Source organism: Viridibacillus sp. FSL R5-0888 (genome assembly GCF_038009105.1).
GTDB lineage: Bacteria > Bacillota > Bacilli > Bacillales_A > Planococcaceae > Viridibacillus > Viridibacillus arenosi.
In genome coordinates, this window is sequence record NZ_JBBPAU010000001.1 from 1,006,593 (window position 1) to 1,026,723 (window position 20,131).

Sequence of the window (20,131 nt, forward strand, 5' to 3'; positions counted from 1 at the left end):
TCGAATGACTTTGAAACGTAGTAAAATTTCTGTAATTGGCGGGGGCTTCACTGGCGCTACATCTGCTTTCTTAGCTGCACAAAAAGAACTTGGTGATGTTGTATTAGTAGATATTCCACAAGCTGAAAACCCAACAAAAGGTAAAGCTCTAGACATGTTCGAAGCTTCTCCGGTACAAGGTTTTGACGCACGTGTAAAGGGTACTTCTGATTATGCTGATACTGCTGATTCTGACGTAGTAATCATTACTGCTGGTGTTGCTCGTAAGCCAGGAATGAGTCGTGATGATTTAGTTCTAATCAATCAAGGCGTTATGAAAGCAGTAACAAAAGAAATTGTAAAATACTCTCCAAAAGCAACAATTATCGTTTTAACAAATCCAGTTGATGCAATGACTTACACAGTTTACAAAGAATCTGGGTTCCCTAAAAACCGCGTAATCGGTCAATCGGGTGTTCTTGATTCAGCTCGTTTCCGTTCATTCATCGCTGAAGAGCTAAACATCTCAGTAAAAGATATTACTGGTGTTGTACTTGGTGGTCATGGTGACACTATGGTTCCACTTACTCGCTACTCATTTGCAGGTGGTATTCCACTAGAAAAACTAATCGCTCCTGAGCGTTTAGAAGAGATCGTTGATCGTACTCGTAACGGTGGTGCTGAAATCGTAAACCTTCTTGGTAATGGTTCTGCTTACTATGCTCCAGCTGCAGCTTTAATTGAAATGGCTGAAGCAATAATTAAAGACCAACGTCGTGTATTACCATCAATCGCTTACTTAGAAGGCGAATATGGTTACAATGATATCTACCTTGGTGTACCAACTATTCTTGGTGCTAACGGTATCGAGAGAATTATTGAATTGGACTTAACAACTGAAGAAAAAGCAGCTTTAGATAACTCTGCAGAAGCAGTTAAAAACGTTATGAAAGTTCTTGCTTAACATACTTTTATTAACGAGCAGGTTGTTACCTACTCGTTTTTTTTCTGGTATAAAAAAGTTCAGATAATATGATATATGTATGCAATCACACTGTCTTTTTTTACTGATTATTGATACTATTGAAATAACAAATTATTTAAGGGGGAATATTGTGTTACTTGGCAAGAAGGGAAAGTTAGGTAAAAAAATTGAAGAGTTGTCTGTTGGCGAATCATTACAGCTAACGGAGAAAATCGAAGATAAAGACTTACTATTATATCTCGGCTTAACCAATGACAGTAATCCTCTATACATACAACATGACTTTACCTCACAGACTAGTTTTCAAAAACCTGTAGTACCTACAATCATGTTGAATGGTGTGGTAACATCAGCTATTTCAAAATATATTCCAGGTCCTGGTTCTTATATTACTTCGCAACAATTTGAATATCCGCAACCGGTATATCATTATGATACGATTCATATTTTACTTGAAGTAACCGAAGTGAATGTAAAGCTTAACGAAGTAACTGTGAATATTGAAGGACGTAATGATGAAGACCTGATAGTGATGCAAGGTAGAGTGACAGTAAATCCGCCGAATCGTGAACAAGATGATTCTGCAAATAAGAAAGAAGAAATCTAGTAGCGAAGGTTTGAAATGGGGGTTTCAAATCAATTGCGGGGGAAAAAACATGACATATAAAATACTTGTAGTAGAAGATGAAATTTCAATAGCAACATTATTACAATACAATCTCCAACAGGCAGGATATGAAGTTGTAATTGCAAATGATGGGAAAGACGGCTTACACAAAGCAATTTTGGAAAAGCCGGATTTACTATTGTTAGACTTAATGTTACCTAAAATGGACGGCATGGAAGTTTGCAAAGAGCTACGTATTAAAAAAATTAATACACCAATTATTATGTTAACAGCAAAAGACGATGAGTTTGATAAAGTACTTGGTCTTGAGCTTGGAGCAGATGATTATATGACAAAGCCATTCAGTCCACGTGAAGTAATGGCAAGGGTTAAAGCGGTATTACGCCGTTCTAAAGTGACAGAAGTAGTGAAGGAAGAAGAAGAGCATATTGAACAAACATATTCATTTGGACAACTGCAAGTACTCCCTGATCGGTTTGAAGCTTTTTTAGGAGAGGAAGTGTTAGAATTCACTCCAAAAGAATTTGAACTACTTGTCTATTTATTAGAAAATAAAAATCGTGTGTTAACACGCGATCAGTTATTAAGTGCTGTATGGAATTATGATTTTGCAGGAGATACGCGGATTGTTGATGTGCACATTAGCCACTTACGTGAACAAATTGAAGAAAATAGTCGCAAACCAAAATTCATTAAAACAATAAGAGGTTTAGGCTATAAATTTGAGGAGCCGAAGCTATGATGAAATCTCTTAAAGCTAGGTTGCTCATTGCTTTTGGATTTCTGTATGGTACAGCTCTAGCTGGTCTTGGTTTTATACTAGGCCAGCTTTTTCCTGTATATGTAGAGGATTCTATACGCTCTAATTCTATCCGATCACATGACAATATTTTACGTGCAATAGAAAAGCAAAGAATTGATTTAACTGCAGATCAAGAACAGGCTATAATAAATGCCCTACCGCTTGATTTTGGCGGAAATGAATTTTCGGATATAAGGATTCGCCTATGGATTATGCTTATTATCACTTTGATTATAACCTTCATACTACTTATGGTTGTTACTTCGCGCTTGATAAAGAATTTGGCTCAGCCTATAGATAATGTAACAAATACAGCGTTAGAGTTAGCAAAAGGAAATTATCGTGCAAGGGCATTTGAAAATGTAGAATCACCAACAATACAACTAAGTAATGCGGTTAATGTCCTTGCCCGAAACTTGCAAGATATTATGATGATTCGCGAGATGGAGCAAGAGCGTCTAAAGACGCTGATAGAAAATATGGGTAGTGCACTTATAATGATTGGGAAAGAAGGGCATGTATCTATTGTGAATAAAGCGTTTTTAGAATTATTCGATGTGCCCTATAGTACAGTCTATAAACAGGTTTTCCGTGAGTTAGGATTACCAAATGAGCTAGAACAATTTGTTGACCACGTCTTTATGACAGAAATAACATACCGTAAACAAATGCAAATAGAGATTCAACAAGAATTCCACCATATGGAAGTATATGGAGCCCCTGTAATAGGAGAGCACGGTCACTGGCTAGGGATTGTAATTATCATGCACGATATTTCAGAATTGAAAAAGCTAGAGCAAATACGTAAGGACTTTGTAGCAAATGTATCGCATGAATTACGTACTCCTATTACATCGATAAAAGGCTTTTCTGAAACATTATTAGACGGTGCTTACAAAGAACAAGGTACATTATTATCCTTTTTAGAAATTATTAATAAAGAGAGTAATCGCCTACAGATGCTTATTTTAGATTTGCTAGAGTTATCGAAAATTGAAAAGCACGGTTTTACAGTTAATATTGAACGTACAAGTTTAAAGGATGTAATTGTAAGGGCGTCTGAAATGACAGTGCCACGTCTTGAGGAAAAAAACATATCTTTCGAAGCGGAAATTGAGCAGGATGTTGTAGTTGAAGGTGATGCAAACCGGCTAATCCAGGTTGTGATGAATTTAATGACAAATGCGACTACTTACTCACCAGAGAATACGAAAATCAAAGTAAAATTATATGAACAAAACAAAAGTGGCGTCATTGAAATAATCGATGAGGGAATTGGAATTGAAAAACCTGAAATTCCAAGAATTTTTGAACGTTTCTACCGTGTTGATCGAGCACGTAGTCGCAATTCTGGTGGAACAGGTCTTGGTCTTGCAATTGTGAAGCATTTAATAGAGGCGCACCATGGTAAAATTCAAGTGGAGAGTGAAGTTGGTAAAGGAACGACAATGCGTGTTATTTTGCCGACAAAACAACCAAATTAACACAACATTTACAATTTATATATATACTCTTCATAATCCTTTGTTAATATAATATTCGAAGCCCCCTTCAACCAGTGTTTATGGAAGTGAGAATCTAGGTTTTCCTAGATTCTTTTTTTAGGATTTAAAGAGCTGAATACAGTAATTATAAAATACGAACATTTTTTCGTATTTGCATCAGTCGTCATTTTCCTTTCTACTTACACGCGTGGTAAGATAGAAGGGAGAGACGGCTTTTTGACGTTTAGGAAAAAAGAAATTCCGTGCATAATAACATATAAAGCAAATAGCTCAAAATAGAGAAAAAGTAAGAGGAGAGAGTATTTATGACAAAGGAAAAGCTACTACTTTTAGATGGCAATAGCTTAGCATATCGAGCATTTTTTGCTTTACCACTATTAACAAATGATAGCGGTATTCATACAAATGCCGTTTATGGCTTTACTACGATGTTACAGAAAATATTAGAAGAGGAAAAACCAACGAAAATGCTTGTGGCATTTGATGCTGGTAAGACAACATTCCGTCATTCTACTTACGGGGAATATAAAGGTGGCCGTCAGAAAACACCACCTGAATTATCGGAGCAATTCCCGTATTTGCGAAAATTATTAGATGCGTATTGTATTAAGCAATATGAACTGGAAATGTACGAAGCGGATGATATTATCGGTACTTTGAGTAAACAAGCTGAAGAACAAAAGCTACAAGTAATCGTTGTTAGTGGAGATAAAGACTTAACGCAGCTTGCATCAGATAATACAACTGTCTATATTACACGTAAAGGCATGACGGATATTGAAAAATATACACCGGATCATATTCAAGAAAAGTATGGCTTAACGCCAGAGCAAATTATTGATATGAAAGGTCTAATGGGTGATGCATCAGATAATATACCAGGAGTACCTGGTGTCGGTGAAAAAACAGCTATCAAATTATTAAAACAATATCCAACAATCGAAGAACTATATGAAAATGTAGAACAAGTGAGTGGTGCAAAGTTAAAAGAAAAACTTACGACCAATGAAGAGCAAGCGAAAATGAGTAAACAGTTAGCGACGATTGATCGTCAATCACCTATTACTATTACACTGGATGAATTAGTGTATGATGGTCCAAATGTAGATGAGTTGTTTTCTTTATGGCAAGATTTATCTTTTAAATCATTAATCGAAAAAAGTGAATTTCAATCAGAAGCAACAACAACAAAGGAACTAACTTTTTCTATATTAGAAGATGTATCAGCAGAGCAGTTACAAGATGCGATGGCTGTACATATTGAACTTGCTGATGAGCACTATCATACTTGCGACAGATTTGGTATTGCATTAGTTGATGACAAGCAAGCTTATTATATTCCTTACGACAAAGCAATGGCTTCAATATCATTAAAAGAATGGTTAGAAGATGCTTCAAAGCAGAAGTTTATGGTTGATTCAAAAGCCGCACAAGCCGCATTATTACGTGATGGTATTAAATTAGCAGGGGTGGAATTCGATATGCTCTTAGCTGCATATATTGTAAATCCCGCTATTCCTTCCGATGATGTTGCAACGATTTCAAAAGAATTTGGTTATACTGATGTTCTATCAAATGACAATGTATATGGTAAAGGTGCTAAGAAAGCGACTCCGGCAATAGAAGCTGTGGCGGAGCATGCTTGTCGTAAAGCCAATGCGGTATTCAGCTTGCAGCCAAAATTAGAACAACTTCTTCGAGAAAATGAACAATTTGAGCTGTATAAACAGTTAGAGTTACCACTTGCTGCGATATTAAGTGAAATGGAAAGCGAAGGTATCACAGTTGATCGTGAACGACTTGTTGAAATGGGGCATGATCTAACAACGAAACTAAAAACAATTGAAGAAGATATTTATTCAATTGCTGGCCAAGCCTTCAATATAAATTCACCGAAACAACTGGGGGTTATTCTGTTCGAAAAATTGGGCTTACCTGTTATTAAGAAAACAAAAACAGGCTATTCAACTGCAGCGGATGTATTAGAAAAATTAGAGCCAGAACACGAAATTATTCGTCATATTTTACAGTACCGTCAGCTTGGGAAGTTACAATCAACCTATATAGAAGGATTATTAAAAGAAATCCACGAAGAAGATCAAAAAATTCATACAAGATTCCAGCAAGCGTTAACATCAACAGGGCGCTTAAGTTCTACAGATCCGAATTTGCAAAACATTCCTGTAAGACTTGAAGAGGGCCGTAAAATTCGCCAAGCATTTGTTCCTTCAAATCCAGAATGGCTTCTTTTTGCAGCAGATTATTCGCAAATTGAGTTACGTGTATTAGCTCATATGTGTGGTGACGAAAACTTAATCAATGCATTCCAAAATGGTTTAGATATTCATACGAATACAGCAATGAATGTATTCCACGTAGCAGAAGAGGAAGTAACATCGGATATGCGTCGTGCAGCAAAAGCAGTTAACTTTGGAATTGTTTATGGAATTAGTGATTACGGTCTATCTCAAAACTTAGATATTACACGTAAAGAGGCGGCAGATTTCATTGAACGTTATTTCGCTAGCTTTCCAGGTGTACAGGACTATATGAAAAATATCGTGGAAGAAGCGAAGCAACAGGGCTATGTGACGACTATGTTAAATCGACGTCGCTATTTGCCAGACCTGAAAAGTTCAAACTTCAATTTGCGTAGCTTTGCTGAACGTACTGCTATGAATACCCCAATTCAAGGTAGTGCTGCCGATATTATAAAAAAAGCAATGATAGATATGGCAGCAGCATTAAAAGAACAAAATTTACAAACGAAAATGCTTCTGCAAGTACATGATGAGTTAATTTTCGAAGCACCAAAAGAGGAAATTGCTATTCTTGAAAAACTAGTTCCAGAAGTGATGGGGAAAGCATTTGAACTAAATGTACCATTGAGAGCCGATTTTGCATTTGGCCCAACTTGGTATGATACAAAATAAAGGAGTGATCGCATGCCAGAATTACCAGAAGTAGAAGGTGTTGTGCGTTCATTACAACCGGTCGTTACCGGTAAAACGATTCATCATGTGACGATTTCAAAGATTATTAAACAAGCGAAAGAGCAAGGTAAAGAGTGTATTATAAAAGCAGTTGATCCTGATTCTTTCCAACAAGCAATTGAAGGAATGACTATTAAAAGCATTGAACGTCGCTCAAAATATATTTTTTTTCATCTGGAGAAAGAAGGGAATCCATATTTGCTCGTCAACCATTTAGGGATGACGGGCGCATGGTTCCATGTATCGCAACTTAGTGATATTACAGAAGAGAAATTTCTAAAGCATGCGCATGTCTTAATCCAATTCGATGATGACAATTGGCTTGTTTATTCGGATATTCGTCGTTTTGGTGAAATGCGCTTTTTGCATGAGCTAGCAGAGCATCCGCCACTACTTGAAATGGCACCTGAACCTTTTTCAGATGAAGCACTACCTCATTTTCTTGAGAGAGCAAATCTGCCGAAGTATGCAAATAAGGCAGTTAAAGAAGTAATTATGGATGGGCATGTGATTGCAGGTTGCGGGAATATATATGCGACAGAAGTGCTGTTTAAGATGAATATTCATCCAGCTCGTAAATTGTCACGAATTAGTCAACAACGTAAAATCGAACTTTTTGAGACAATTGTTCATGTTTTGCAAGAAAGTATTGATGTTGGCGGCTCGACCATTTCAGATTACAGAAATATTAATGGTGAAGCAGGCAGTATGCAACATCGTTTGAAAATGTATGGGAAAAAGACTTGTCCGACTTGTAATGGAGATACTAAACAAAAGATAATTAGTGGCAGAAACTCAGTTTATTGCCCAAATTGCCAACATTAAAGGTGTGATATAGATGATTATTGGATTAACTGGAAGTATTGCGAGTGGTAAAAGTACAGTGGCAGAAATGCTAAAAGAGTTACATTTACCAATTATTGATGCTGATTTAGTAGCCCGAGTAGTAGTTGAACCTGGAACAGAAACGCTAAAACAAATAGTAGAAGCATTTGGCGAAGAAGTGTTGCTGGATGATGGTACTCTAGATCGTCCTAAACTAGGGAGTATTATCTTCCATGAACCTGCAGCACGTAAAACGTTAAATGATATTATACATCCGGCTATTCGCCAAGAAATGCTTCGTCAACGTGATGAGTTATTAGAAAACGGTTCAAAAGATATAGTGATGGATATTCCATTATTATTTGAAAGTCGCCTTCAACATTTCGTAGAGAAGATTTTAGTTGTAACTGTCACAGAAGAAACACAATTAAAACGTTTAATGGAACGTAATAATTTATCTGAAAAAGAAGCTATGGCGAGAATTAGTTCTCAACTACCGTTATCTGAAAAAGAAAAAGGCGCTGATGCAGTTATATATAACAATAACTCGCTTGAATCAACGAGGGAGCAATTGTATAAAATATTAGGTAAGTGGAATGTACTCAAATAGGGTATTTTAGAAAAATCAGAATTCACTAACTTTTAAATGTTCATCATAATAGGTTTTACTTTCCTTAAAATGTGTTATACTAATTTTCGAATTAATAAAATAAGTATAACGCAATTACAGGAGGATATTATTCATGACAGTTTCTATTGCTATTAACGGATTTGGCCGTATTGGTCGCATGGTGTTCCGTCAAGCGATACTTCAAGATGATTTAAATATTGTTGCAATTAATGCTAGTTACCCAGCTGAAACGTTAGCACATTTGATTAAGTATGACACAAATCACGGGAAATTTGATGGGGATGTTCAATTTGAAGAAAAAGCCCTAATCATAAACGGCAAACGTGTTGAACTTATTAGTGAACGTGATCCTTTGAACTTACCTTGGAAAGAAATGAATATTGATATCGTTATCGAAGCAACAGGTAAATTCAATGCTCGTGAAAAAGCAGCATTGCATCTAGAAGCAGGAGCTAATAAAGTTATTTTAACAGCACCTGGGAAAAATGAAGATGTAACAATTGTAATGGGTGTTAATGATGAAAAATTAGACCTTTCAAAACATGATGTAATATCAAATGCAAGTTGTACTACAAACTGTCTTGCACCAGTTGCAAAAGTATTAAATGATACTTTTGGTATTGAAAATGGCTTAATGACAACTGTTCATTCATATACAAATGATCAAAAAAATATTGATAATCCACATAAAGACTTACGTCGTGCTCGTGCATGTGCGGCTTCAATTATTCCTACTTCAACAGGAGCTGCCAAAGCTCTAACTCTAGTATTACCAGAACTAGAAGGCAAGTTACATGGTATGGCACTTCGTGTTCCAACACCAAACGTTTCGTTAGTAGATTTAGTAGTAGATTTAAACAAAGATGTTACGGTTGAAGAAGTGAATGAAGCGTTCAAAGCAGCATCAGCGGGTTCTCTAAAAGGAATCTTAGACTTCACAATGGAACCATTGGTATCAGTGGATTTTAATACAAACCCAGCATCAGCTACAATCGATGGCCTAACTACAATGGTAATTGGTAGTCGTAAAGTGAAGGTACTTGCTTGGTACGATAACGAGTGGGGATATTCAACTCGTGTTGTAGATTTAACGAAAAAAGTTGCATCTGCTCTTAAGGCTTCTGTAAACGCTTAATTTTAATATAATATTCCCCTTTCTAGTAGTGTACTAGAAAGGGTTTTTTTGTTTAAGAGTAGAAAAAACTGCAATTAATTGTGAATATATGTCTGTTTTTTCTGTTAGTAACGCCCTTATATTGGCCAAAAACAGTATCTTTATCATACATCTGAGAATTTCCACTGCATTTTTTCGATTTTTTAAGGCATTATTTGATATAATAGATAAACTAAAATGTTTTGCAATCAGGAGAGAAAAAATATGAAATGTCCAGCATGTCAGTTTAATGGAACAAAGGTTATTGATTCAAGACCAGTAGATGACAATAAAGCAATCCGTAGACGCCGAGAATGTGAATCATGTGCATATCGTTTTACTACGTTTGAAAAAGTAGAAGAAATGCCGTTGATCGTCGTGAAGAAAGACGGCTCACGTGAGGAATTTAGCCGTGAAAAAGTTTTGCGAGGTCTTATCCGAGCGTGCGAAAAGCGTCCAGTAGCACTTAATCAATTAGAGGAATTAGTATTTGCTATTGAACAAGATCTACGTAGAATTGGTAACTCAGAAGTGAAGACAGAAGATGTCGGGGAAATGATTATGGATCGTCTTGCGAAAATTGACGAAGTATCTTATGTAAGATTTGCTTCTGTATATCGTCAATTTAAAGATATTAATGTCTTTATTGAAGAATTAAAGGAATTAATAGAAAGACAATCCGATGACAAATAAATGCGATATGAAGGACGGTGATCGTGGTGCATTTATATAAAGAACTACAGCCCGTTGATCGATTGTCCATTCGAATGCCATTTCCCGTATCTAGCTACGATCGCCAACTTATTACTCTGCTTTATCAGCCGTTAATAGGTGCGGAGCCCATTAGCTTATACTTTATGCTTTGGGCTGAAGGAGAAAGTACGACTGAAGCTGAATTATCACATTACCATTTGATGAACTCACTTGATATGCCGATTGCAAAGATTTTCGAGTCGCGCATCGCATTAGAAGCTATTGGTTTAATGCGCACTTGGCGTAAAGATTCTGAGGATGTACGCTCATTTATGTACGACGTGATGCCTCCTTTAGAAGCATCAGCTTTTTTTAATGATCCCTTACTATCCATGTTTTTATTTAGCAAAATTGGTGAACAAGCCTATAGACAGTTGCGCCAACGTTTCGTTCAGAAGGGTCCATCAAATGATGGCTATCAGGAAGTGTCAAGAACATTTACAGATGTCTATCGTCCTGTGCAGCATCATTTACCATCCTTTGCGAATGAGCAGACAGTTGAGGAAAGAGAGAAACCTAAAGAACTACCATTTAACTACGAGGACTTCGATTTTTCTTTACTTAGAGCTGGATTGTCAGAACAACTTGTACCATCTTCAGCACTTACTGCTGAAGCGAATGCAACAATTGCAAAGTTAGCTTTTTTATATCATTTAACACCATTAGATATGCAAAAAGTTGTTATGCTCGCTCTAGATGATCATATGATGTTATCCGAGTCAAGGTTAAAGAAATCGGCAGCTGATTATTACAAATTGACTGTTTCAACAGAACCACCTGCTATGCAACAAGCTTTCCAATCGGCAGTTAATGAGGCAGAGAAAAAGACTACAAAAGAGCAAGCTTTGCAGACGAAGGAAGAGTTATTGATTCATTACCTAGAAACAACTGCTCCAATTGATGTCTTGCGTGATATCGCTGATGGGAAAGAACCAATCCCTGCTGACATTCAGCTTGCTCAAAATCTTGTCCTACAATATCAAATGCCAATTGGTGTTGTAAATGCCTTACTTCAGTATGTTCTTTTACGTACAGACATGAAGTTAACTAAAAACTATGTCGAAAAGATTGCCTCACATTGGATTCGAAAAGGTGTGAAAACGACGAAAGAAGCAATGGACTTAGCGCGCAAAGAGCATAAGCAGTATATGGAATGGAAAACAGCTGAGCAAAAACCTGCAACGAAAAAACGTTACACCGGTGGTCGAGAAGAAAAAGTCCCTGACTGGTTTAAGAAAAATAAAGAAAAGAAACCTCAGAAAGAAGATACTATAAAAGAAACTTCAAAAGAAGCAGCTAAGAGTGATACCGATTTTGAAGAGGAAAGACGTAAAATTCTAGAGAAACTAGGAATAGAGGAAGGGCAGGTGGATTCACATGGAACCGATTAATAATCAACTTAGAAAAGTGATGGATTCACAAACTTTTCAAGAACGATACGAGCAAATGAAGCGAGAAATTCTTGAAAATAAAGGTGTCCAGCAATTTCTAGCTGACAACGATCAAGAAGTAAACAAAGATATGGTAGACCGTGGTCTAGGTAAATTATATGAATATACAGGACAGAAACATGATTGTGACGAATGTGTATCCGTTGCAAAATGTCAAAATGCATTAAAGGGCTTTGTGCCAATATTATCAATTATCCGCGATTCAATAGAAGTCGAATATACACCGTGTCAACAAAAACGCATGGAGGATGAGCGTCGTCAAGCTGCCTCTATGATTTCGAGTATGCATATGCCAAAAGACGTGTTAAGAGCGACGATCAAAGATTTAATGATTGATGATCATTCACGTGTGAATATCGCTAATCGCGCAGCGGATTTCGTTCGTGAATTTAAAGAAACGGGTGAACTTCCTCACAAAGGCTTTTATTTATATGGTGAATTTGGTGTCGGTAAATCTTTTGTATTAGGGGCTATTGCCAATGAATTGGCGACTTTACAAATCAAATCGGTTGTAGTATTTGTACCCGAGTTTTTACGTGAAATGAAAGGTTCAATCCAAGATCAATCTTTACAAGAGAAAATAGATTTTGTGAAAAAGGCGCCTGTTTTAATGCTAGATGACTTAGGCGCTGAAACGTTGTCGAGTTGGACACGTGACGAAATTTTGGGAACGATTTTTCATTACCGAATGGCGGAACAATTGCCGACATTCATCACTTCGAATCTTGGATATGATGAATTAGAAGACCATTTAGCTTATAACCAAAAAGGTGATCGTGATATGTTAAAAGCTTCACGAATTATGGAGCGTATTAAAGCTGTGACGACACCAATCCGAATGAGTGGGCAAAACCGAAGAGATCAGAAATAGTTGCATTTTTTTGATTGACTTTTTTTCCTACTTGATTTTAAACTTAATCGAGCGTATACTTTCAGTCATAATATAAAAAATGCTTTGAAAAGGACAACAATTTTTTGTACGACTTTTAGAGAGAGAAGCCTAGGCTGGAAGCTTCTTAGTACGGCAAATTATTTACCCCCTTGGAGCAGCGACAGTGAATGTACTAGTAATTGTCGACGGTAACGGCCCGTTAGCCGATCGAGAGCTTCGTCTATACCTGCACTCTTTTTAAGTGTTGGCAGTAGAAGGAAGAAGGGTGGAACCACGAGAATACAGCCTCGTCCCTTTTGGGATGGGGCTTTTTTGCGTTTTTATCTAAATGCTAAAGCGGCCCGTTCAGACTCGACAAGCACTGAAACTTTCGAAACAAAAGCGTTTTTTAGCTTTTGTCCGAGAAAGTGGAAGTGACCTCGAGAGTCTGGCCGCTGAAGCTAGAAATTTATCTAAATGCTGAAGCGACCCACTTAAAGGAAAAAAGTCTAAAAACGCCACGTCCTGTGGCAACGACAGCGTGACCCGCATCGTGCGGCCCTAAACCTCTCGTAAGGCTAAAATAAATAAAACTAAAAGGAGATTACAAAATGGCAGACATGATTAATTTAAAATTCCCAGATGGCGCAGTAAAGGAATTTTCAAAAGGTACAACAACTGAAGAAATTGCACAATCAATTAGCCCGGGACTTCGTAAAAAAGCAATCGTTGGTAAATTCAACGGACAATTAGTAGATTTAACAACACCTTTAGAAGAAGACGGTGACATTGCAATCGTAACACCTTCTGATTCTGAAGCATTAGAAGTAATGCGTCATTCTACAGCTCACCTTTTAGCGCAAGCTGTTAAACGTATGTTCCCTGGTGTAAAACTTGGAGTAGGTCCAGTAATTGAAGGTGGTTTCTACTACGATATCGACTCACCAGAACCAATCACTGCTGATGATCTTCTGAAAATCGAAAAAGAAATGAAAAAAATCATTTCTGAAAATATCGTCATCACTCGCCAAGACATATCACGTGCTGAAGCAATCGAACGCTTCACTGCAATTGATGATGAATATAAATTAGAACTTATCGAAGCTATTCCTGCAGATGAGCAAGTATCAATCTACGAACAAGGCGATTTCTTCGACCTTTGCCGTGGTGTACACGTTCCATCTACAGGTAAGATTAAAGAATTTAAATTGTTATCAATCGCTGGTGCATACTGGAGAGGTAATTCAGATAACAAAATGCTACAACGTATTTACGGAACAGCATTCTTTACAAAAGACGATCTAAAAGCACATCTTCAAATGCTAGAAGAAGCAAAAGAACGTGATCACCGTAAAATTGGTAAAGAACTTGAATTATTCACTACTTCTCAAAAAGTAGGTCAAGGTCTACCGTTATGGTTACCAAATGGTGCGACAATTCGTCGTACAATTGAACGTTATATCGTAGACAAAGAATTGTCTCTTGGTTATAAACATGTTTATACTCCTGTATTGGGTTCAAAAGAGTTATATGAAACTTCAGGACACTGGGCACACTATCAAGATGATATGTTCCCACCAATGGAAGTGGATAACGAAACATTTGTATTACGCCCGATGAACTGTCCACACCATATGATGGTTTACAAATCGTCAATGCACTCATATCGTAACCTGCCATTACGTATTGCTGAACTTGGTACAATGCACCGTTACGAAATGTCAGGTGCTGTATCAGGACTTCAACGTGTACGTGGTATGACTCTAAATGATGCGCATATTTTCGTTCGTCCAGACCAAATTAAAGAAGAATTTAAACGTGTAGTAGAATTAGTGCTTGGAGTTTATAAAGACTTTGATTTAAATGATTACTCATTCCGTCTGTCTTACCGTGACCCAGCTGATACTGAAAAATACTTCGATGATGATGCAATGTGGGAAAAAGCGCAAGGTATGCTAAAAGAAGCAATGGATGAACTAGGCTTAGATTACTTCGAAGCTGAAGGCGAAGCAGCATTCTATGGTCCAAAACTTGACGTTCAAGTAAAAACTGCAATTGGTAAAGAAGAAACTTTATCAACAGTTCAACTTGACTTCTTATTACCAGAACGCTTTGATCTAAGCTATGTTGGTGAAGATGGTAAACCACATCGTCCTGTTGTTATCCACCGTGGTGTTGTATCAACAATGGAACGTTTTGTAGCTTTCTTGATAGAAGAATACAAAGGTGCATTCCCAACTTGGTTAGCGCCAGTGCAAGTAGAAATCATCCCTGTATCAAACGAAGTTCACTTCGACTATGCAAAACAAGTAGAAGAAAAACTTCAAGCAGCAGGCTTCCGTGTTGAAATGGATGATCGTGAAGAAAAACTTGGCTACAAAATCCGTGAAGCACAAATGAAGAAAATTCCTTACATGCTTGTATTAGGTGATAAAGAATTAGAAGCAGGTAGTGTAAACGTACGTCGCTATGGCTCTCAAGATTCTGAAAGCATTGCGATTGAAGATTTCTTAGTGAATTTAAAAGCTGACGTTTCTTTTGAATAAGTAATTTCTAATAATAGAAAGGTGACTGAGACATTAATGTCTCAGTCACCTTTTTCGTATACTCCTAATCCTAAAAAAATATCATCTTGCTATTTTTTGATAAAACATTTGCTTTAAGTTACCTTATTTCCTTATTTAATTACAAAATATGTCAAAATTAGAAGTTGAGAATACTTGATGTATAGATGATACTAGAAAAGTAGTTATTGCATGTAATTACAAACCATTTGAGTCTAAGGAGGAATTTATCCATGGGTGTACAAAGCGAATTTAATATGCCGTCTATTAATTTATTTGGAGCTGGGACAATTCAAGAAGTAGGTAGTCGTTTAAAGGGCTACAACGTAAAAAAAGCACTTCTTGTTACAGATGAGGGATTGCACAAATTAGGTTTATCCGAAACACTAGCAACAATTATTCGAGATGCTGGTGTGGATGTAGCAATTTTCCCTAAAGTCGTACCAAACCCAACGGATATTAATGTAGCAGAAGGATTGGAAGTATACCAAAACGAACGCTGTGATGCGATTGTGTCATTAGGTGGCGGTAGTGCACATGATGCGGCTAAAGGCATTGGCATTGTAGCAACGAATGGTGGTAAAATTTCGGATTATGAAGGTGTCAATTTATCAAGTAATCCTTTACCAACATTTATTGCTGTTAATACAACTGCTGGAACGGCGAGCGAAATGACAAAGTTCACCATTATTACTGATACAACAAGAAAAGTAAAAATGGCGATTGTCGATAAGCATGTTACTGCACTTGCATCGATTAATGATCCTGAGTTAATGGTTGGTATGCCGCCACAATTAACTGCGGCTACTGGTCTGGATGCACTGACTCATGCGATTGAATCCTTTGTTTCTACTGCAGCTACACCAATTACCGATGCGTGTGCAGTGAAGACGATGCAGTTAGTAGTAGAATATTTACCACGTGCTGTAGCAAATGGTGAAGACATGGAAGCTCGTGAACAAATGGTTTATGCACAATTTTTAGCAGGTATGGCATTTAACAATGGTTTACTTGGTTATGTCCATGCGATTGCACACCAATTCGGAGGTTTTTATGACCTACCACATGGTGTATGTAATGCGATTTTATTACCGCATGTATGTCGTTTCAACCTAGTGGCAAAAGTAGATCGTTTTGCGGAAATTGCTAAACACTTAGGTGAAAATGTAGAAGGCTTAAGCCAACGTGATGCAGCCGATCTTGCTATTGCTGCGATTGAACGTTTATCAAAAGACTTAGGGATTCCAGCTGGTTTTGCGGAACTTGGTGCGAAAGATGAAGACATCGAAACATTAGCAAAAAATGCAATGTTAGATGTTTGCGCTGCATCGAATCCACGTAAACCAACATTAGACCAAGTCCAAGAGATTATTCGTAATGCATGCAAATTCCCAGTAAAAGAAAAAACTTTAGTGAATGTATAATAAAAACTAAACGAAAGTATCTACGCTCATATTAAGCGTAGATACTTTTTCTTTTGAAAAAATGTCGAGTGAAATCATTGACAACATAGAATAGGTATGATAAATTTATAAAGGTTAATGAATACAAAGTTTGTGGTTGAAGAAGAGGCTGCCCGCTTCTCACCTGTTTGACTCATCAGTTGATGTTTACAGGTTACATGATAGAACGGATCACGCATTAAGGCGTGTACATATATCGGCGGGCGGACATTTCGACTATGTCCGCTCGTTTTTTTGTGGACATCGAAATATTCGTACCGATCATCGGGCAACTAGCCCAAACCATGTATTCGCGACACTATTTGGAGGTGGATTGTTATTAGCAAAGACATGTATGTAAACGAAGGTATTCGCGCACGTGAACTTCGTGTTATCGACCATAACGGTGATCAGCTAGGAGTTAAGACACGTAACGAAGCTTTGGAGATTGCCGAACGCGCCAATCTGGATCTTGTCCTTGTGGCTCCTCAGGCCAAACCGCCAGTCGCTCGTATTATGGACCATGGTAAATTTAAATTCGAGCAACAAAAGAAAGACCGTGAAGTACGTAAAAATCAAAAAGTTATCGTAATGAAAGAGGTTCGCTTGAGCCCATCTATCGATGAACACGATTTCCAAACGAAATTACGTAACGGCATTAAGTTCCTTGAAAAAGGAGACAAAGTTAAAGCATCTATTCGCTTTAAAGGTCGTGCAATTACGCACAAAGAAATTGGCCAACGTGTATTAGACCGCTTTGCTGCAGCTTGTGCCGAAGTATCTACGGTTGAATCTAAACCGAAGATGGAAGGCCGTAGCATGTTCTTAGTTTTACAACCAAAGAACGAAAAAGAGTAATTTTATAGTTACACGAACAGTTTAGGAGGAATTCGACATGCCAAAAATGAAAACTCACCGTGGTGCTGCGAAACGTTTTAAAAGAACGGGTACTGGTAAATTAAAACGTGACCGCGCATTTGGTAGCCACTTATTCGCGAACAAATCAACTAAAGCGAAACGTCACCTACGTAAAGGTCAATTAGTTTCTTCAGGAGACTACAAACGTATCAAGTCTCTACTTGCTTACATGAAATAATTCGATTCGAAAACATACAAATTCATACTATATGAATAGCAGGAGGTAATCACTATGCCACGCGTAAAAGGCGGTACAGTAACGCGCAAGCGTCGTAAAAAAGTTTTAAAATTAGCTAAAGGGTACTACGGTTCTAAACATACTCTTTATAAAGTAGCTAACCAAGCAGTAATGAAATCAGGTCAATATGCATATCGTGACCGTCGTCAAAAGAAACGTGATTTCCGTAAATTATGGATCACACGTATCAATGCAGCAGCTCGTGTAAACGGTCTTTCATACAGCCGTTTAATGCACGGTTTAAAACTTGCTGAAATCGAAGTTAACCGTAAAATGTTAGCTGATTTAGCAGTAACTGATGCACAAGCATTCGCTCAATTAGCAGATGCTGCTAAACAAGCAATCGCAAAATAATTCATGCTTACTAGCATGATTGTAAGAAACTCATGAATCTTAGATTCATGAGTTTTTTGTTGGATAAAAATAAGCATAAGTACAGTATGCTTATTTATATGTATTTTTTGCAAATAAAAAAGAGATAATCTTTAATCACCTTTGATTAAGAGATTATCTCTTTTTATTTTTGGTTAGGAAATAACAATGCAGCCAATTCCTCTTTGGAGTGAAGAAAATCATCTAATGTATAGGTATCCAGAACAGCAATATATGCATGTAATGCTTTATTCAGGGCACCCTTTAAACTGCAGACAGGTGAAATAATACAGCCCACAGATTCTGGATTAAAACAATCTACAAGGTAGAAGTCCTCCTCGGTTTGCCGGACTAATTTTCCTATGACAATATCTTTTGGTTTTAAAGCTAATCTGATACCCCCACCTCTACCTCGAACAGTTTCAATGTAACCTAATTTCCCGAGTTCGTGCGTAACTTTCATCAAATGGTTTTTAGAAATACCATAAGCATCTGAGATTTCTTTAATTGTAGAGAGATCTTCAATATTTTTCGCGCCAAGATACAATAAGACCCGTAGAGAATAATCTGTATACAAAGTTAAACGCATTTGATTCACCACCATTTCTGTTTACATTATAACACGGCATTGAATTGTGTCTAAAAATTTAAAAGATGTATTTTAAATGTGTCTTTTATGTTAAAGATGTATTTTAGATATTGCTTTAAAGTAGAAATAGGCGTAAATTATAGACAGTTAAGAAAAGGAGTGTTTGATATGTTATCTAAGTCAACAATGGAAATTGTGAAATCAACAGCACCAGTATTGGAAGTCCATGGTAAGGCCATTACAACAGTGTTTTACCGTAATCTATTTGAAGCACATCCTGAACTATTGAATATATTTAATCATGCAAATCAAGCGAAAGGGCGTCAACAAACTGCTTTAGCAAACACTGTTTATGCAGCAGCAGTGCATATTGAAAACCTAGAAGCCATTTTACCCGTAGTAAAACAAATTGCTCATAAACACCGTAGCTTAGGCATAAAAGCAGAGCATTATCCAATTGTCGGAGAGTTTTTATTAAAAGCTATTAAAGAAGTTCTTGGTGATGCGGCAACAGATGAAATTATCCAAGCGTGGGGAGAAGCATACGGCGTAATTGCTGATGCATTTATCCAAACAGAAGAAGCAATGTACAAAGAAGCGGAAGCTCAAGAAGGTGGCTGGCGCTACTTTAAAGAATTCGTGGTAGCGAATAAAATACAAGAAAACGAGAAAATCGTTTCAATTTACTTAAAACCTGCGGATGGAAAGAAACTACCTGTATACAAACCAGGTCAATATATTACTGTGCAAATTGAAATCCCAGGAGAAAAATACTTGCATAACCGTCAATATAGCTTATCACAAGCACCTGGTGACGATGCATACCGAATTTCAGTTAAACGTGAAGATGAAGGACATCCAAATGGAATCGTATCTGTTTATTTACATGACCAGTTAAAAGAAGGCGATACATTGCAAGTAAGTGCTCCAGCTGGTGATTTCCAACTAGATACGACTTCAACAGCACCAGTAGCATTCATTAGTGGTGGTGTTGGTATCACACCATTAATGAGTATGTTTGAAACGCTTGCGACTATAAATGCTGATCGTCAGACAGCATTCATCCATTGTGCTCGCTCAGAAAATTACCATGCATTTGGACAAGAAATTGATGCTGTATTAGCGAAAATGCCAAATGCTAAATATTTCAAGTTAAATTCTGATGAGCCTAATGGTATTATCAATCGTGAATTTATACAACAACAAGTAGTTGAAGGTAGTAACGTTTATGTATGTGGTCCAGTTAACTTTATGGAAGCAGTTATTAATGACTTATATGCATTAGGCTTCACAGAACCACAAGTACATTTTGAATTTTTCGGACCAGCAATGCAATTAGAAATAAAAGCATAGAACGTCAAACGCCATTAGTAGTGTAAAAACTTCTAGTGGCGTTTTATTGTGAAAAAACAACAAAATATTAAAAAAGTCA

18 protein-coding genes and 1 other annotated feature are annotated in these 20,131 nt (G+C 37.1%); of the genes, 17 read left to right on the forward strand and 1 reads right to left on the reverse strand.

Features of this window, described 5'->3' with window-relative positions:
- The first annotated feature begins 4 nt into the window (after nt 1–4).
- The 16 genes from mdh (at nt 5) to rplT (ending at nt 18,092) form a co-directional block, all read left to right on the forward strand.
- Complete coding sequence (gene mdh, locus MKY02_RS04985; protein WP_038187758.1) at nt 5–943, forward strand: malate dehydrogenase; 939 nt, start codon at nt 5–7, stop codon at nt 941–943.
- A 151-nt stretch (nt 944–1,094) separates the two neighbouring features.
- A complete protein-coding gene (locus MKY02_RS04990; protein WP_038187755.1) occupies nt 1,095–1,571 on the forward strand; it encodes a MaoC/PaaZ C-terminal domain-containing protein in 477 nt (158 codons plus the stop codon).
- A gap of 49 nt (nt 1,572–1,620) precedes the next feature.
- On the forward strand, nt 1,621–2,334 hold the full coding sequence (locus MKY02_RS04995; protein WP_038187751.1) for a response regulator transcription factor: 714 nt from the start codon (nt 1,621–1,623) through the stop codon (nt 2,332–2,334).
- On the forward strand, nt 2,334–3,878 hold the full coding sequence (gene pnpS / locus MKY02_RS05000; protein WP_038188370.1) for a two-component system histidine kinase PnpS: 1,545 nt from the start codon (nt 2,334–2,336) through the stop codon (nt 3,876–3,878). Before MKY02_RS04995 ends, pnpS begins: the two co-directional genes overlap by 1 nt.
- A gap of 326 nt (nt 3,879–4,204) precedes the next feature.
- Nucleotides 4,205–6,832, forward strand: a complete 2,628-nt coding sequence (polA, locus tag MKY02_RS05005; protein WP_038187748.1) for a DNA polymerase I — start codon at nt 4,205–4,207, stop codon at nt 6,830–6,832.
- A 12-nt stretch (nt 6,833–6,844) separates the two neighbouring features.
- The gene (gene mutM / locus MKY02_RS05010; RefSeq protein ID WP_038187746.1) at nt 6,845–7,717 is read left to right on the forward strand and encodes a bifunctional DNA-formamidopyrimidine glycosylase/DNA-(apurinic or apyrimidinic site) lyase; all 873 of its coding nucleotides are present in this window, start codon (nt 6,845–6,847) and stop codon (nt 7,715–7,717) included.
- Nucleotides 7,718–7,730: 13 nt separating this feature from the next.
- Nucleotides 7,731–8,327 (forward strand): dephospho-CoA kinase, encoded by a 597-nt coding sequence (gene coaE / locus MKY02_RS05015; protein WP_038187743.1) that lies wholly within the window; start codon nt 7,731–7,733, stop codon nt 8,325–8,327.
- Nucleotides 8,328–8,460: 133 nt separating this feature from the next.
- The gene (locus MKY02_RS05020) at nt 8,461–9,483 is read left to right on the forward strand and encodes a glyceraldehyde-3-phosphate dehydrogenase (protein WP_038187741.1); all 1,023 of its coding nucleotides are present in this window, start codon (nt 8,461–8,463) and stop codon (nt 9,481–9,483) included.
- A 243-nt stretch (nt 9,484–9,726) separates the two neighbouring features.
- Nucleotides 9,727–10,194, forward strand: coding sequence for a transcriptional regulator NrdR (gene nrdR, locus MKY02_RS05025; RefSeq protein ID WP_038187738.1), 468 nt, complete (start codon nt 9,727–9,729; stop codon nt 10,192–10,194).
- Between the two features lie 23 nt (nt 10,195–10,217).
- Nucleotides 10,218–11,645, forward strand: a complete 1,428-nt coding sequence (locus tag MKY02_RS05030; protein WP_038187735.1) for a replication initiation and membrane attachment family protein — start codon at nt 10,218–10,220, stop codon at nt 11,643–11,645.
- Nucleotides 11,632–12,576: a primosomal protein DnaI gene (dnaI, locus tag MKY02_RS05035; RefSeq protein WP_038187734.1), complete on the forward strand. Its 945-nt coding sequence runs from the start codon at nt 11,632–11,634 to the stop codon at nt 12,574–12,576. Before MKY02_RS05030 ends, dnaI begins: the two co-directional genes overlap by 14 nt.
- 75 nt (nt 12,577–12,651) lie before the next feature.
- Nucleotides 12,652–12,895: a binding site (T-box leader), on the forward strand.
- Between the two features lie 292 nt (nt 12,896–13,187).
- Nucleotides 13,188–15,122 (forward strand): threonine--tRNA ligase, encoded by a 1,935-nt coding sequence (thrS, locus tag MKY02_RS05040; RefSeq protein WP_038187733.1) that lies wholly within the window; start codon nt 13,188–13,190, stop codon nt 15,120–15,122.
- A 251-nt stretch (nt 15,123–15,373) separates the two neighbouring features.
- Nucleotides 15,374–16,564 carry an iron-containing alcohol dehydrogenase gene (locus MKY02_RS05045; protein WP_038187732.1) on the forward strand — a complete coding sequence of 397 codons (1,191 nt, stop codon included), beginning with the start codon at nt 15,374–15,376 and terminating at the stop codon, nt 16,562–16,564.
- A 369-nt stretch (nt 16,565–16,933) separates the two neighbouring features.
- On the forward strand, nt 16,934–17,440 hold the full coding sequence (infC, locus tag MKY02_RS05050) for a translation initiation factor IF-3 (protein WP_038187731.1): 507 nt from the start codon (nt 16,934–16,936) through the stop codon (nt 17,438–17,440).
- 37 nt (nt 17,441–17,477) lie between these two features.
- Complete coding sequence (gene rpmI, locus MKY02_RS05055) at nt 17,478–17,678, forward strand: 50S ribosomal protein L35 (RefSeq protein ID WP_038187730.1); 201 nt, start codon at nt 17,478–17,480, stop codon at nt 17,676–17,678.
- A 54-nt stretch (nt 17,679–17,732) separates the two neighbouring features.
- Nucleotides 17,733–18,092: a 50S ribosomal protein L20 gene (rplT, locus tag MKY02_RS05060; protein WP_038187728.1), complete on the forward strand. Its 360-nt coding sequence runs from the start codon at nt 17,733–17,735 to the stop codon at nt 18,090–18,092.
- 163 nt (nt 18,093–18,255) lie between these two features.
- On the opposite strand, the gene MKY02_RS05065 is transcribed toward rplT, so the two are convergent.
- Entirely contained in the window at nt 18,256–18,699 is a 444-nt protein-coding gene (locus MKY02_RS05065) for an RrF2 family transcriptional regulator (RefSeq protein ID WP_038187725.1), read from the reverse strand.
- A 168-nt stretch (nt 18,700–18,867) separates the two neighbouring features.
- Here MKY02_RS05065 and hmpA point away from each other — a divergent pair, with 168 nt between their 5' ends.
- Complete coding sequence (gene hmpA, locus MKY02_RS05070; protein ID WP_340710743.1) at nt 18,868–20,052, forward strand: NO-inducible flavohemoprotein; 1,185 nt, start codon at nt 18,868–18,870, stop codon at nt 20,050–20,052.
- Nucleotides 20,053–20,131 lie beyond the last annotated feature (79 nt).

What these genes read in the sequence shown, in the direction of transcription:
- pnpS (WP_038188370.1), top strand. Translation starts at nt 2,334, where the DNA reads ATGAAATCTCTTAAAGCTAGGTTGCTCATTGCTTTTGGATTTCTGTAT.
- rplT (WP_038187728.1), top strand. Translation starts at nt 17,733, where the DNA reads ATGCCACGCGTAAAAGGCGGTACAGTAACGCGCAAGCGTCGTAAAAAA.
- dnaI (WP_038187734.1), top strand. Translation starts at nt 11,632, where the DNA reads ATGGAACCGATTAATAATCAACTTAGAAAAGTGATGGATTCACAAACT.
- mutM (WP_038187746.1), top strand. Translation starts at nt 6,845, where the DNA reads ATGCCAGAATTACCAGAAGTAGAAGGTGTTGTGCGTTCATTACAACCG.
- polA (WP_038187748.1), top strand. Translation starts at nt 4,205, where the DNA reads ATGACAAAGGAAAAGCTACTACTTTTAGATGGCAATAGCTTAGCATAT.
- MKY02_RS05045 (WP_038187732.1), top strand. Translation starts at nt 15,374, where the DNA reads ATGGGTGTACAAAGCGAATTTAATATGCCGTCTATTAATTTATTTGGA.
- rpmI (WP_038187730.1), top strand. Translation starts at nt 17,478, where the DNA reads ATGCCAAAAATGAAAACTCACCGTGGTGCTGCGAAACGTTTTAAAAGA.
- MKY02_RS05065 (WP_038187725.1), bottom strand. Translation starts at nt 18,699, where the DNA reads ATGCGTTTAACTTTGTATACAGATTATTCTCTACGGGTCTTATTGTAT.
- mdh (WP_038187758.1), top strand. Translation starts at nt 5, where the DNA reads ATGACTTTGAAACGTAGTAAAATTTCTGTAATTGGCGGGGGCTTCACT.
- MKY02_RS05020 (WP_038187741.1), top strand. Translation starts at nt 8,461, where the DNA reads ATGACAGTTTCTATTGCTATTAACGGATTTGGCCGTATTGGTCGCATG.
- thrS (WP_038187733.1), top strand. Translation starts at nt 13,188, where the DNA reads ATGGCAGACATGATTAATTTAAAATTCCCAGATGGCGCAGTAAAGGAA.
- coaE (WP_038187743.1), top strand. Translation starts at nt 7,731, where the DNA reads ATGATTATTGGATTAACTGGAAGTATTGCGAGTGGTAAAAGTACAGTG.
- MKY02_RS04995 (WP_038187751.1), top strand. Translation starts at nt 1,621, where the DNA reads ATGACATATAAAATACTTGTAGTAGAAGATGAAATTTCAATAGCAACA.
- hmpA (WP_340710743.1), top strand. Translation starts at nt 18,868, where the DNA reads ATGTTATCTAAGTCAACAATGGAAATTGTGAAATCAACAGCACCAGTA.
- nrdR (WP_038187738.1), top strand. Translation starts at nt 9,727, where the DNA reads ATGAAATGTCCAGCATGTCAGTTTAATGGAACAAAGGTTATTGATTCA.
- infC (WP_038187731.1), top strand. Translation starts at nt 16,934, where the DNA reads ATGTATGTAAACGAAGGTATTCGCGCACGTGAACTTCGTGTTATCGAC.